General features: G+C 51.0%; 9 protein-coding genes. 4 read left to right on the top strand and 5 right to left on the bottom strand.

Annotation, left to right across the window (positions count from 1 at the left end; genetic code table 11):
* Position 1: 1 nt before the first annotated feature.
* Entirely contained in the window at positions 2-3,637 is a 3,636-nt protein-coding gene (locus BCM14_RS13420; protein WP_445972074.1) for a YhdP family phospholipid transporter, read from the bottom strand.
* A gap of 138 nt (positions 3,638-3,775) precedes the next feature.
* Between BCM14_RS13420 and glnE the strand changes: the two genes are divergently transcribed.
* Positions 3,776-6,571, top strand: a complete 2,796-nt coding sequence (gene glnE, locus BCM14_RS13415; RefSeq protein WP_106228561.1) for a bifunctional [glutamate--ammonia ligase]-adenylyl-L-tyrosine phosphorylase/[glutamate--ammonia-ligase] adenylyltransferase — start codon at positions 3,776-3,778, stop codon at positions 6,569-6,571.
* A gap of 24 nt (positions 6,572-6,595) precedes the next feature.
* A complete protein-coding gene (locus BCM14_RS13410; protein ID WP_106228560.1) occupies positions 6,596-7,306 on the top strand; it encodes an epoxyqueuosine reductase QueH in 711 nt (236 codons plus the stop codon).
* Here BCM14_RS13410 and BCM14_RS13405 read toward each other — a convergent pair.
* From BCM14_RS13405 to nudC, 4 genes are all read right to left on the bottom strand, one after another.
* Entirely contained in the window at positions 7,272-8,093 is an 822-nt protein-coding gene (locus BCM14_RS13405; RefSeq protein ID WP_259673644.1) for a ChbG/HpnK family deacetylase, read from the bottom strand. The genes BCM14_RS13410 and BCM14_RS13405 overlap by 35 nt on opposite strands.
* 2 nt (positions 8,094-8,095) lie before the next feature.
* The gene (locus tag BCM14_RS13400; RefSeq protein WP_106228558.1) at positions 8,096-9,100 is read right to left on the bottom strand and encodes a glycosyltransferase family 2 protein; all 1,005 of its coding nucleotides are present in this window, start codon (positions 9,098-9,100) and stop codon (positions 8,096-8,098) included.
* A 98-nt stretch (positions 9,101-9,198) separates the two neighbouring features.
* The gene (clpB, locus tag BCM14_RS13395; protein WP_106228557.1) at positions 9,199-11,787 is read right to left on the bottom strand and encodes an ATP-dependent chaperone ClpB; all 2,589 of its coding nucleotides are present in this window, start codon (positions 11,785-11,787) and stop codon (positions 9,199-9,201) included.
* Between the two features lie 107 nt (positions 11,788-11,894).
* On the bottom strand, positions 11,895-12,674 hold the full coding sequence (nudC, locus tag BCM14_RS13390; protein ID WP_106228556.1) for an NAD(+) diphosphatase: 780 nt from the start codon (positions 12,672-12,674) through the stop codon (positions 11,895-11,897).
* Positions 12,675-12,809: 135 nt separating this feature from the next.
* On the opposite strand from nudC, the gene BCM14_RS13385 reads away from it, so the two are divergent.
* Both BCM14_RS13385 and BCM14_RS13380 read left to right on the top strand, forming a co-directional pair.
* Positions 12,810-13,766: a tripartite tricarboxylate transporter substrate binding protein gene (locus BCM14_RS13385; protein ID WP_259673635.1), complete on the top strand. Its 957-nt coding sequence runs from the start codon at positions 12,810-12,812 to the stop codon at positions 13,764-13,766.
* Between the two features lie 10 nt (positions 13,767-13,776).
* Positions 13,777-15,174, top strand: coding sequence for an MmgE/PrpD family protein (locus tag BCM14_RS13380; protein WP_106228554.1), 1,398 nt, complete (start codon positions 13,777-13,779; stop codon positions 15,172-15,174).
* The last annotated feature ends 101 nt before the right edge of the window (positions 15,175-15,275 follow it).

The following is a 15,275-nucleotide window of genomic DNA, read 5'->3' as shown; positions in this document are numbered from 1 at the left end:
CTTATCGGACAGGGGACACTTCCGCCTTCGCAGGGGAAGCGCCGCCACCCAATGGTTCTAACTTGGGGTCATCCCAAAATCCCGTCACTTTGTATTGTGCAGTAAAGGCCTTCTCGATCGGGTTACGCAAAATATACTGCGTCACTAAGGCGCCAATCCCGATGAAGGGATTCACCACAAACCCCGTTGCCAATGCGGTACCACTCATATCAAAGACTGGCTTCACGTCAGCTTGCATATCCCAAATTCGCTCTTTGAGATCGGACTTGCCCACTAACAAGATATTTGCAACGGGTGAGGCGATGGTCAAATCGCTGGTAGACACGACGCCATTGGTAATCACAAATTTAGCGGCAATTGAATTCCATGGATAGCCGTTTTGAAAAACCGTTCCTGGTTTGAAATTCAGACTGAATAATCGTTGCAGTGATTGCACAGAAAGCAATTCAAGCAATCTGGCACTGCGCGAGTTGAGATGTTCGAACACACCATTTTTCAGACTGGCTTCGGCGTTGCCAGATAACCCCTCGTAATCAAAGACCCAGGGGAAGTTACGCCAGTGCACATCTGCATTGATCACCCCTTGTCCCTCCTTAATTTTATCGGGGTAGCCCATATAGTCAGATAGTTTGCCAACGTCGTTGATTTCAATCTTAGTTGTTAGCCTGACACCGCGCTCAGCAGTCGTCATTTGCAAATCGCCACTCGCGTCAAAGGTCGCGTAAGGATTAACAATATGCAATTGATCAATGTTCCATTTTTTTCCGCGTTCTTTGTTGGATCCTTTAAATCGAATCTGACCTAACCTGTTCCCATAAAGGGTTAAATCATCAATCGTCAAATCAATTGAAGGAATATCTGAGAACCGACTGTCATCAAGAGTGACCTCAGCAGCACTCGTGTTCGTAGCGCTTGGATCTGTATCCGTTTTGACAACCTCAGCCGCACTGCCAAACACGAGACGAGATAACTTTGCAGTGACTTTCCCCGGTGTCGCGGTGGTGCCCTGCAACCAATCAATGACACCGTCGGATTCGCGAGACTTTAGCTGCGCCGACCAGAGTGCCGAGTCACTGTTATGGCTCAAATTGAGATCCAAATCACTAAACCCGATATCACCCAAAGTAAAGTGTCTAGCTAGCAATCTTGCCTTCACGAGGGGCGGCAGCACCGCGTTTGTGCCGGACTTGTTACCCTCTTTGGCAGGGCTGGCTAATGCTGTCAGGCTTTCCCAGTTGTCCCAATCAAAACTAGGCAACGCGACATCAATCGCCAGACCTGTTTCAGGCATGTTGCCGACCAAATCGTATGTAATCAGACCGCGGTCGAACAGGGACGAACCTCGTCTCATTCGCGTCCGCTCAAAGCGTCCTTTGAGATTTGATCCATACGAAAAACTGAGTGACTTGCGCTGATCAGCTGCTCTGCGCGTCCCGCCAAACCTGATCTCCAGAGGCACCTCTTGCTCAACATCTTTAGTTAAAGGCTGTGGTAAGTTGAGTGCAAGTCCTTTCATATTGGTATTGACCGTTGCATCTATCCCACCGGTCGCATTTAACTTCATTAAACCCTTGTATTGCAGAGAGCCCTTCACGAGATCTTGCGTTGCCAGGCCGGCAAGTTTATTAATCGCGGCAGCCCCTAAGTCACCTGATATTTGAACCACCCCATTGTCATGGTCAAAACTGCCATCGACAAGTATGTTGCCATCAAGCATCTGGGCTCGTACACCAGAGAACGTAATCGTCTCACCAGCAAAGTCCACTCGTCCGCTGATGTCATCGATAACCGGTAAATCTTTCGATAGGGTCAAAGACTCGTTCTGAAGCGCCACGTATCCTCTGGCGTCGACCTGTTCTGGATGAACGAGATCTACGACCAGATCAACCGGAATCTCAAGTTGGCCCGTCAGTCTGACATCTGCAAGACCTTCACCAAACCGGTCAGCTAAAGGCGTTTGCGCAAGCGTATCTAAATAAGTTTGCCCCGACCCATTGGTTTCAAAGTGCAGCTTTAACAAGGGGTCATAGTACAGATCTGCAATGCTAGCCGTACCATTTGTAATTTTGATCCTGTCCTCGCGGCCCGAATGCAGATATCCTGATTCAGCCGTGACAGCCAACCCTAAACGCTCAAACTTAAATTTGCCATTCACCTGCTCGATAACAGGCCATCCAGCAATTGACTTTGTCGGCGGCGCGTAATCCAGAGTGATATTTTTGAGTCGTCCGTCTACGCTGAACTGACCGAAATTGCCGCAATCGTTAAACGGAAAATACGAAAGATCTCCGAAAAGCTTGATTTTTGATTCTACAAAGTCGCCAGAGGTAAAGGCTTGGTGCAACCAGGTTCGGCTTTCAGCACCGACCAAAGTAGGCAAATAGCGATACAGGTAAGTTGCATCCAGTCTTTGGATAAATCCTGTCACATCGGCGTAGCCTAAACCCAGCACACCACCTGCCCGCCATCTACCTTGCAAGCTAAATTCTGAAGAGCTGTTATGCACAGATAGCTTATCAAATTCAATTGCCAACCCAGCTTCGTGCGTAGCGTTGACAGTGGCTGCCACATCCAACTGACCAATGTCGAGTTGATTTGGCTCAAACAGCGTGCTCGTCAACGCTGCTCCTTGTAAGGCAGCAGTGACGCGCACCCCCCTCTTATGATCAGAGCTAACGACCAAGAGCGGAGAGATCACCTCAGGAAGAATATCTGCCAACAAACCTTTTAGCCTGACTTTTATTTGTTGAGCTGCTAGTGTCGATGAGCCGATTGCTCCAGTTGCGTTCTGACCGACCAGATCAATCGTGGTCTCTGCTAGCCGCCCATCGCGAAACTCGACCCAGGCACGAGCGCCATACGTCCCGGTTACGAGAGGTATATCGAGCCACGGCTGCAAACCGCTGGGAAGAAATCGATCTAACTCACCATAGAACTCGATTTTCCGTCCGATTGTCGGCACAAATGGAGAAAACATCTGATCGGCTCGCATCTGAAACAAGGCCCGCCCGCCCAGCGATGCAGGGATCTGAGCACTTAGCGTCAGTTCATGTTTGAAAAGACTGTTGTGTATCATCACCGTGATGTCGGATAACGCAAGCGACGCTCCCGGTCTGGACTCGTCAGTCAAAACAAAACCAGCCTTTCTGAGTTCAATGTGACGCTGATTCAACATCCAGTTCACGGCCGGGATGTTCAAGGGGTGATTAACTTGATCCTCATGCAAGGGTGGCATATCCAGGCCGACCAGTGCGAGTGTTCCGTCAAGCCTTTTGACTGCAGCAACGCTGAGCCCATCGATTTGAAGATGGACAAAAGTCGGCGTGCCAGAGAGCAGACTTGTCCAGGACACCACTCCATAAAGGCTTGGTACCTTAAGAAGTTCTTGGCCATGCTGGTCAAGGACTCTAAATTGCGTCAAGGAAAGTGCGGGATGCAGGCCTGACCAGCTCGCCGAAATATCGTCTATCTGGACTGTTGAGTGCAACAAACTCGACAACTGAGCTTCGATTTCTGGGCGCCACCGATCAACATGAGGAAGCACCAAATACCGGACACCGAGCATGACCCCGACCGATAGGAAATAAGCGGCGACAAAAAGCACGACAAACGCGCGTAGTATTCTTCTAAGTACCAACAAAATCGTGTCTTTTCATCGTAAATACTCAATGGGCCTTGAACTCGCGCATTGGGCAAGGCAATTTATGTCTACACTCACTTATAACCCAACTTGTGTGTGCATTCAGCCACCTAGGTTCATGAAACAAGCGAGATCATGGCGATTGTAGACAATGCGATGTCTTGGTCAGGCACACTGCGCCGTTTAGCGCTGGGCAATCCTGACTTTGTGCGCTGGCTCGATATGCATGCACAAACACAGTTGAACCATCACGTTATTGATTCGTGGTTCATCGAATTATCGGGTCAGCCAGTCTCTGACGGAGTCCTCAGTCTTGAGCAATGCCGAAAAGTGCTTCGACAGCTGCGTCAACGCGTGTTTTTTCTTGCTATGGTTCGTGATCTTGCCGGACTTGCGTCATTAGAAGAAGTGACCGGCGCCATGACCCGTCTGGCTCAACTGGCCGTCCAACAATCCTATCAAACAGCTGCGACTGAGCTCGCTAACCGTTGGGGTGAGCCTATTGACCCAACGTCAAACTTGCCTCAAGAACTGATCCTTATCGGGATGGGCAAACTCGGAGGAGGCGAATTAAATGTCTCTTCAGATATTGATCTCATTATGTTGTACGGCGAAGAGGGTGAAACCGCTGGCCCCAGAAAAATAAGTAATCATGAGTTTTACGTCAAACTGATACGAATGATGTTGCCCATCATTTCTGAATTTGACGGCGATGGGCAAGTTTTCAGAACAGATTTACGACTAAGGCCAGATGGAGACTCGGGCCCGTTAGCTTGGAGCCTTAATGCCTTCGAACAGTACTTGTTTACGCAGGGTCGTGAGTGGGAGCGCTACGCTTGGTTAAAGGCTGATGTCATCCCTGCAAAGGCATTTAAAAATAGCAATTCTCTTGAAACTGTCAAAAACCTTGAAAGCATGCGCCTGCCATTTGTCTATCGAAAGTACTTTGATTTCGATGCGTTAGCCGCCCTTCGCTCGCTGCGAGAGCAGATCAGACAGGATTGGGAGCGCCGAGCCACGGGGCGACACGGAGTAGACATCACATCAAATATCAAACTCGGGGATGGAGGAATCCGGGAAATCGAGTTTGTTGTGCAACTGACACAACTGATCCGCGGCGGTCGTATGCCAGTTTTGCAAGAGCGCAACTTGTTAGCCGCGATTGCTCAACAGGTATCGACGGGGCTGCTCGCCCCCGATATTGCGCTGCAGCTGGAACTTGCCTATCGGTTTTTACGTAAAACCGAGCATGTATTGCAATATCGCGAGGACGCGCAAACTCACTTGTTACCCCAAGATCCTGATTTGCGTGAGGCGCTCGCACGAGCAATGGGCATGTCGAGTCAGGAATTCTGGGCCACCCTCGATAGGCATCGACACTTCGTTGCTACGTTGTTCAAACAAGCCTTTCGTCTGGCGGGACTTGGTGAAAGCAACGAACCCACCCTGCCCGCTGGCGTGTCCGACGACAATAGCCAAAAGAAAGAGTCACATCGTCAGTTTTCGCAACAACTGAGCGCTGCAATCACTCGATTTTCTGAACAACGTGATGAGCTCTCAGCTCGTCTTAGTATTTTTTTAGAAGGTCACCGCATTCGAGCCTTATCTGCACAGAACCAGCAAAGAGTGGACTCAATTTTAATGAGCACCTTAGCGGCGTGTGCACAAACCAGTCAACCACTCGCCACCATCTACAAGATGCTGGATTTTCTGGAAACCGTGGCACAAAGAAGTTCATACTTGGCGTTACTCGCTGAATATCCAGGTGCACTGAACAGGATGGCTCGAATGATGGCAGCCAGTCCGTGGGCGGCGCAGTATCTCTTAAGACACCCAGTGGTGCTTGATAGCTTGATCTCTTGGCAAAGCATGATGGAGCCAATCGATTTTGAAAAAACTCGAGGAACTTTAAAAAAAGACCTGGATTCGTGTAAGTTGATCGATGGGCAACCAGACGTCGAGCAACAAATGAATTTGATGCGCGACCTACAACATCAGATCAGCTTTCAGCTACTTGCCCAAGATCTCGAAGGTCTTTTTTCGGTTGAGCACTTATCGGATCAACTCTCTTCTTTAGCTGACCTATTGTTGCAAGAATCGATCACGCGAGCGTGGCCCCTCGTGGTAAACCCGGGAGTAAATGACACGCCAATCCAGCCCCGCTTGGCGGTCATTGCTTACGGCAAACTGGGTGGAAAGGAGTTCGGCTACTCATCCGACCTCGATCTGGTTTATCTCTATGACGATCAACGAGAGCACGCACAAGAACAATACGCGAAACTCAGCCGGCGCCTAACCTCCTGGATATCGACGCTGACTTCGTCGGGTCGGATGTACGAAGTCGACTTGAGACTGAGGCCCGATGGAGAGGCTGGGCTGCTGGCAGTATCGGTTCAAGCTTTTGAGAACTACGAGCAAGAACATGCCTGGGTCTGGGAGCATCAAGCTATCACTCGGGCACGTTTCTGCGCGGGAGATCTTGAGGTGGGCGCTAAGTTTGAGGATGTTCGTCGAAAAATACTGATGAGGCGACGTGATCCGGCTGATCTTAGGCGAGAGATTCTGGCGATGCGAGACAAGATTACCGCGGGGCATCCCAATCGTAGCGACCAGTTTGACATCAAACATGACTCAGGCGGCATGGTTGATTTAGAGTTTGTCACACAGTACTTAGTGCTTTTATACGCCTCTCAGTATCCAGCGCTGCTTGAAAATCTTGGGAATATTGGCTTACTTAATCTGGCGGGTGATTACGGGTTGATTGACACAAAACTCGCCACAATCGGCGCAAACAGTTATCGCTCATTGCGACATCGACAACATGTGTTGCGTTTGCAAGGCGCAGACAAGGCGCGCGTCCCGCAAACTGAGCTCGCTTTCGAACGCAAATCGATTCAAGCGTTATGGCAAAGTGTCTTTGAGACAAAGTGAGGATCTCAAATTAAAATACAAATTATGGATAAACCCTTACGCCCAACGATGTCCCTGCCCGAAGGCCGCAACAAGGTGTTGCTGCACTCATGCTGCGCGCCTTGCTCCGGTGAGGTCATGGAAGCCATGCTCGAAGCTGGCATCAACTATTCGATTTTTTTCTACAACCCTAACATTCATCCAGTAAAAGAATACGAGATACGTAAAAACGAAAATATTCGTTTTGCCGAACAACATGGCATTGAAATGATTGACGCCGATTATGACGTCGACAATTGGTTCGACCGGATCAAGGGATTTGAAAACGAGCCCGAAAGGGGTGAGCGTTGCACGAAGTGCTTTGATATGCGTTTTGAGCGTACCGCCTTGTATGCCCATGAGCACGGGTTTGACACGATATCAAGCTCGCTAGGGATTTCGCGCTGGAAAGACATGAATCAAATTAATGGCTGCGGCGAACGCGCAGCCGGTCGTTACGAAGATCTTCTCTACTGGACTTACAACTGGCGCAAGCACGGCGGCTCGCAGAGAATGATTGAAATCAGCAAACGCGAACAGTTCTATCAACAAGAATATTGTGGCTGCGTCTATTCGCTACGTGATACCAACCGTCACCGACGATCGCAAGGCCGTGACCGGATTGAGTTAGGTGTTAAGTTTTACGGTCGGGACGAGATTGGTGTCACGGAACTTGAGCGCGCTAAGCAGCAAGATTCAAACTCGATAAACGAGTGATCTTTAGATCAAGCTGCCCGAGCAACGTGGCAAAGCCATCGCTGCTCAACACTTGGTATTCTGCGACACGATCCACACCGTATCTGTCCGCTACGTCGACGCCTGTGGCGGGGTGTGACATCAACAATGTTCCGGTTGATGCCTGACTCAACCAGTCATTAAGCATCTTTAGATAAAGCGGGTGAGGCCTTGAAAAGTCGTAAACGCCAACAAAATCGGTATTCATCTGAAATCCAAATTGTTGAGCCTGTGAACGCAACGCTTTTGCTCCGAGGGCCGCAATAAGATGTGCTTTAACTCGCTGAGCACGGGGCAAGGCGTGGCTAAGTCGAGCTGGCCTCGTACTTCTGAGCCAGATCGCTTGCTTTGGGTAACGGTGTTTCAGTGCGGTCAACAGCGCGTCTCTGATCACGGGTAATTGGTGAACGTGTTCGTGCCCGTCTACAAAATCAGGGCTGCGACCAACAAGCGCATCAAATCGATCAAGCTGTTGATCGATTTGCGCACGAATGCGGGCAGTTGATAAAGCATGTGAATACGCTTGCAAAATCAGTCGGGGTACAGGCAGAGAAAGATCTGAACCGGTAAGGGCTTCGGTAAAATTCAGGTGCAAGCCAATATCCACATCCATGGAGGCCAGGGCCGCTGAGTCTCGAGAAAAATATTGGCCTTGCGCCAGACAACTGACAGCACTGAGCCGACCCTGAGCAACAAGCGCTAAGATGCCCTCGTTGATACCGGTTTCAAGACCAAAATCATCAGCACAGATACCAATAGACGTGGTCACAGTCAACTTGCGTCACTTGAAGGATCACGACGGTAAATATCGCCTTGATCGCGTTTGACTAAGTACAGGGGTCGTCCTTTGACTTCTTTGAAAATCCCCGCGATATATTCGCCGACAATTCCCAACGCCAACATGTTCAAACCACTAAAGAAACACAGAATGGTGACGATCGTAGGCCATCCACTGACCGGATTCCCAAAAAACCAATCCTCAAAAATAATATATATCCCGTAAGAGAAGGAACAGATCGATACAAAAAATCCGACCAAGCTCAAAACGCGCAAAGGCCAGGTGGTAAAAGCCGTTAAACCAGCAAGTGCCAGACTGAATAATTTAAACGCATTGAATCGTGACTCGCCGTGCTGTCTTGACGCCGGCGTGTAGGGAATCGCTTCTGAATCAAAACCAACCCACGCGTACAGGCCTTTCATGAACCGGTTACGCTCAGGAAGTCTGAGCAGCGCGTCGACGACCTTCCTGTCCATCAGGCGAAAGTCGCCAGCATCCGAGGGCACATCTACATCGCCTGAAATAGAAAGCAGGCGATAAAACCATTTAGATCCGTGTCGCTTGCCCCAGCTTTCGTCATCTCTGTGCTCTCTGACGGCGTAAACCATATCGCGCCCAGCTACCCACCTTTGCAACATGGAGGGGATCAGTTCTGGTGGGTGCTGCAAATCCGCGTCGAGAATGAGAACCAGATCACCACGGGCAGCCTCAAGCCCTGCAGTAATGGCTGGCTCTTTGCCGAAGTTACGCGAGAGTTGAACGTAACGAAAACCAGGGTTTTTAGACCAAACGAGCATTAAATCAGCTGTTTTGTCTTTACTGCCATCATCAACAACGATGATTTCCCAGTTTGGACAAGCGGCAGTTAACATCGCCTGCAGGGTTGGAAGCAATAAACTCAGGTTATCGTGCTCGTTATAAGCGGGCACAACACAGGTGACAATCGATGTGTCAAGACTGCGCACTGATGGGTTGGGCTGAGTCTCTTCAGTTGTCATCGCGGGTACTTCGCAGCGCTTGGCTACAAATTATTTTGCATGGTTAAATAAACCTCACTATTGTAGTGGTGTTTATGCCGCGCGATGACACCAAATAACTACTGCAAGGTTCTGGAGAAAACGAATTTTCCGTCCCGATAGTCGACTGGCACCACATCATTCGGCCCAAAGTTACCCTGCAAAATGAGTTTAGCGATCGGATTCTCAAGCATTTGCTGAATGGCGCGCTTCAAGGGTCTTGCACCGAAGACAGGATCAAATCCTCCCCGAGCTAGCTCAGCCAAGGCGGCATCACTGACCTCTAACACCATATCCTGAGCGGCCATCCGCTTGGCCAGGCGCTCAACCTGAATACCCGCGATCTTCTCGATATGTGCTTTATCCAGCGCATGAAAGACAACAACCTCGTCAATCCGGTTGAGAAATTCAGGCCTGAAATGCTGTTTGATTTCTTCCCAGACGACTTCCTTTACTGCCTCATAGGGCTGACCGCTCATGTGCTGTATCTGTTGCGACCCCAAATTGGAGGTCATCACGATCACGGTATTGCGGAAATCAACGGTGCGGCCTTGCCCATCGGTCAGTCGACCATCATCCAAAACCTGCAACAAAACGTTAAAAACATCAGGATGCGCTTTTTCAACCTCATCCAAAAGCACCACGCTGTAGGGCTTACGACGAACCGCTTCGGTCAGGTATCCACCTTCTTCGTAACCGACGTAACCAGGCGGCGCGCCAATCAAACGAGCGACAGAGTGTTTCTCCATGAATTCGCTCATATCGATGCGAATCATGTGCTCATCTGAATCGAAAAGGAAATCCGCCAACGCTTTGGTCAGTTCGGTCTTCCCCACACCGGTCGGGCCAAGGAATAGAAACGAACCGTAGGGCCGGGATGGATCTGAAAGGCCGGCTCGAGACCTTCTGATCGCGTCGGCGACAAGCCCGACCGCTTCATCCTGCCCGACAACGCGGCTGTGCAGACGATCTTCCATTTTCAGTAATTTGTCGCGCTCGCCCATCATCATTTTTGAAACAGGAATACCAGTCGCCCGAGAGACGACCTCTGCGATTTCTTCAGCCCCAACTTGTGTTCGCAATAACCGTGGCTTCTCATCAGCTGCGTCATGCGAGACCTCGGCTGCTTTCAAACGCGCCTCAAGCTCTGGCAATTTGCCATACTGGATTTCGGCCAATTTATCGAATTGCCCTTTGCGTTGAAGTTCGGCCATGTCTGCGCGTGCGCGCTCGATTTCTTCTTTAATGGACTGTGTGCCCTGGACCGCTGCTTTTTCCCGCTTCCAGATGACTTCAAAATCGTTGTATTCGCGTTGTAGCTTTTCGAGCTCTTCTTCGATGATCTGCAAGCGACGCTTCGAGGCATCATCTGTCTCTTTTTTGACCGCTTCGCGTTCAATTTTCAGCTGAATAATACGGCGATCAAGCTTGTCCATGACTTCTGGCTTTGAGTCAATCTCCATGCGGATTCGGGCGGCCGCCTCATCAATCAGGTCGATTGCTTTATCCGGTAGAAAGCGATCCGTAATGTAGCGATTAGACAACTCAGCTGCGGCAACAATAGCAGGATCAGTAATCTGAACGCCATGATGCAATTCATAGCGTTCCTGAAGCCCACGCAAAATAGCGATGGTGGACTCAACATTGGGTTCGTTGACCATCACTTTCTGAAAACGACGCTCAAGTGCCGCGTCTTTCTCGACGTACTTTCGATACTCATCAAGGGTTGTCGCACCAATACAATGCAGTTCCCCGCGTGCCAGCGCAGGTTTGAGCATATTGCCGGCGTCCATCGCGCCTTCGGCCTTACCTGCACCCACCATGGTGTGCAACTCATCGATGAATACAATCACTCTGCCTTCTTCGAGAGCGAGCTCTTTCAGTACCGATTTAAGGCGTTCTTCGAACTCACCCCTAAACTTAGCGCCAGCAAGCAGGCTTGCCATATCCAGCGACAAGACTCTCTTGCCACGCAAGGACTCAGGGACTTCATCGTTGACGATGCGTTGAGCTAAACCTTCGACTATGGCGGTCTTACCCACGCCAGGCTCGCCAATGAGAACTGGATTATTTTTGGTACGGCGTTGCAAAATCTGGATCGTGCGACGAATCTCATCGTCGCGACCAATCACGGGGTCAAGCTTGCCTTCACGGGCTCGTTCGGTCAGATCCATCGTGTATTTTTCGAGTGCTTGGCGTTTAGACTCGCCTTCTTGATCCGTAACCGCTTCCCCCCCGCGCACTGCATCAATGGCCGCCTCAAGCGCCTTGCGTTGTAAACCGTTCTCTTTCAATACACGTCCTGCAGCGCCTTTGTCATCGGCCAGTGCGAGCAAAAACAACTCACTCGGGATATAGGTATCGCCGCGTTTGGTGGCTTCTTTTTCTACTTGAGTAAAGAGATTTTGAAGGTCGCGCCCGATTTGAATCGTTTTGTCACCGCCTTTAACCTGCGGCAGACTTTTGAGGGCGGACTCAAGTGCAGGGATAAGGCGAGCAACAGCCACGCCAGACCTCGAAAGGAGGCTGCCAGCGCCGCTGTCAGCATCTTGAATAAGCGCCATCAGCACATGAACGGGCTCAATGTATTGATGATCATTATGCGCCGCCAAGGTCTGCGCATCAGCCAGTGCTTGTTGAAACTTGGTTGTCAGTTTGTCAAAACGCATAGTGATATCCCTTTATTGGGCAGGCAAAGCGCCTGAATCGGATAATCCTTAGATAAGGATGATCATCGCGATTTCAATACACGTTTTAATCAATACTTGGTTTGAGCTTAAACCCTGCTGCGAGCAATCGCTTCGTCAATCAAGCGCCGGGCGATACTGACGCGATCCGGCAAGGTAGGCAAATCATCGATACTAAACCAAGCCGCATCCTCGATTTCTGCGGGGTCCGGCGTGATTTCTCCGCTAACGTACTCTGCAAAGAAGGCAATCATCAACGAGTTGGGGAAAGGCCAAGACTGGCTTTGAAAGTACTCCATTTCGCCTATCTCGACACCGACCTCCTCTCTGACTTCCCTGCGGGCGCATTCTTCTAAGGATTCGCCAGCCTCAACAAAACCAGCCAGTGCACTGAACATGCCAGGCTTGAAGTGAGGGCTACGGCCAAGCAACAACTCATTTTTGCCGCGGCGTATCAGCACCATGATGGCAGGTGAAATGCGCGGGTAGCAAACTAGGCCACAGGCGGGGCACTCTGTCGCAAACTCGGTGGATTTGACCTGAGTCGGCGTAGAGCAATGACCACAAAAACGATGATTTTTCTTCCAATCCATCAGTTGGGTGGCGCGACCCGCTAAAGCGAAAACTTCAGGGCCAGCCATGCTAAACAGACTACGCACTGGCGTTAACTGACCCGCGATATGTGCTGGCAAATCAGTAAATTCGCTGGCATAGCACGGATCACCCTGGTAATGCCCAACCAGAATGGGATCTACCAAACCGCCGAACTCGTCTGCTCGAGCGCGGGGAAACATCGCCACCCCATTGTCATCGATTGAAACTAACAGTTGATTCTGTTGACGAAGCAACCAATAACAAATTTGACTCATAGAAAATCCCAAAGGCGCCGCACAGTGCGTTTAACTGTTAAAGCGAGTTATCCTAGACAAAAATGACAGGCGAAGTATCATAGCCGACTTCATTGAACACTCGGTTTCACTCTGTTTTCATCAAGCATAATGATTTTGCAACGGCTATTTCTGCTCATTCTCTGTCTGCTTGGCCTGAATTGCGAGGCGCAAGATTACCCGAACAAACCAATTCGTCTGATCGTCCCTTTTGCCACGGGGGGTGGCAATGACGCAGTCGCCCGTGTCGTTGCACAGCAGCTGGGTGTCGAACTCAAGCAATCCGTCATTGTAGAAAATAGGCCTGGCGCAGGCGGTGCGGTGGGGGCCGAGACTGCCGCGCGCAGTGCGGCCGATGGCTACACCCTATTTCTGGGCGGTGTCGGCAGTCTGTCGGTCAACCCTAACCTTTTCTCAAAGCTTCCCTATGATCCGATCAAGGATTTTGAACCGATTATCCTGATTGCCTCGGCGCCTTCCGTGCTGGTGGTTTATCCGGCATTTGCAGCAACCGATGTCCGCTCACTCATTGCGCTAGCTAAAAAAGACCCCGGCAAAATCAACTTCGCCTCCAATGGCAATGGCAGCTCAGCACATATTGCAGCCGTCATGTTCACAACGCAGTCCGGAGTCGATCTGGTGCACGTCCCCTACAAGGGGCTCGCACCGGCGCTCAATGACCTGCTGGTCGGACGTGTGGATCTGATGTTCAGCAGCATTGTTGCCATCATCCCACAAATCCAGGCGGGCAAGCTGCGCGCGCTGGCCGTGACAGGCAAACATCGTGCGCCCTTGCTGCCTGAGGTCCCCACCCTTGCCGAGGCTGGACTTCCCGACTATCAGGCTGGCTCCTGGTATGGCTTGCTTGCCCCGGCCGGAACACCTCAAGACATTCTCAGCAAGATTCAGGCAGCCAGCACCCGCGTGCTCACGCAAGAATCCGTTCGCGCCCAGCTTGTCAGCGAAGGCGCAGAGGCCATTGGCGGCTCATCAGCTGAGTTTGCCGCACATATTCAATCCGAATATCAACGCATGCACACTGTGATTCGAGACGGTCGAATCCAGATGGACTAAAGGAGTCAACATGAGCGAAGCGTCACAAGACAATCCATACACACTAGGTATTGCTAAATTTGTTTCTGGCCTGCGATACGAAGCCATACCCGCTGAAGTCCGTGCGCGCATCAAGTTACTGATTCTCGATTCGCTAGGCTGTGCGCTGTATGGCTCGCATCTTCAATGGTGCAGGATTTTGCAAGACACCCTGACGCGCGTTGATCAGACACGCGATTGCGCCATCTGGGGCACCAAGTTTCGCTTATCTGCGCCGCACGCTGCGCTGGTCAATGGCACGGAAGTTCAGGGTTTTGAACTCGACGATGTCCATCGTGCGGGCGTGTTGCACGTTGGTGCCGTGGTCTTGCCTGCACTGATGTCTCTGGCAGAAACGCATCAAAATATGAGTGGGCGAGATTTTCTGACTGCCGCAGTTGCAGGTTACGAAATCGGACCACGTGTAGGCCTTTGTATGGGACCTGAGCATATCGGTCAGGGTTGGCATTCGGGCGCAACACTCGGCGTCTTCTCGGCTGCCGCAGGCGCTGCACGCGGGCTGGGACTGGATGTTGAACAGACCGTTCATGCGCTGGGCATTGCCGGCACACAGGCTGCGGGCCTGATGGCCGCGCAATACGGTGCCATGGTTAAACGTATGCATGCGGGTCGTGCCTCGCAGAGCGGTCTGTATGGTGCACTGTTTGCCCAAGGTGGTCTGACCGGCATCGTCAACGTGCTGGAGTCTGAGTATGGCGGCTTTTGCACGACCTTCTCACGCTCTACCGATCGCTTTGATCTGAGCGAACTGACAGCGGGCTTTGGTGAGGTCTGGCAGACCATGGCTATCGCACTCAAATTCTATTCCTGCGTCGGCAGCAACCATACAACGCTGGATGCGATTCGGGATCTGCAAGCCCAGCAACCTTTCAGTCCCTATGATATTGATCGCATCAAAGTGCACGGCTCACAAGTGACCATGGATCATGTGGGCTGGAAATATCAACCTCAGGGTCTGACTTCTGCTCAGCTTAATCTGCCCTTCTGTGTTGCGACCTATTTGCTGGAAGGTGATTGTTTTGTTGAGCAATTCAGTGACAGCATCGTGTCCGATCCAGCCCGTATGGCACTGGCAGAAAAAGTCGAGGTCTATCATGATGCCGACATTACCAGCCGCGGCGCCAAGTTTCGCCATATGGTTCGGGTTGAAGTTGTACTCAAGAGCGGTGAAACGCTCACATGCACAAAAGAATACGCGCGCGGCAGTGAACGGAATTTTTCAAGCGATGCCGACGTGATTGCTAAGTTTGAGAAACTTGCCTCGCATGCCCTGCCTGCGTCTCAGGTTGCGCAATTACGCGATGCCGTGCTGGGCATGGAGGAGTTGACCAGTGCCAGCCAGTTGGCGCAACTGCTGACGCAACATTGAACAACCAGCGTTACCCAGGTGCTTGAGTCCCGCGCTTTATAGTGGGACTGAAGCCTCACTTCCAGCAAAAGCAGTGTGCAAGCACGCAGGCGTATAAAATC

This window comes from Jezberella montanilacus, from assembly GCF_003003055.1.
Lineage (GTDB): Bacteria > Pseudomonadota > Gammaproteobacteria > Burkholderiales > Burkholderiaceae_B > Zwartia > Zwartia montanilacus.
The sequence above is the reverse complement of the archived record's forward strand: the minus strand, read 5'-3'. Positions and strand labels throughout refer to the sequence as shown.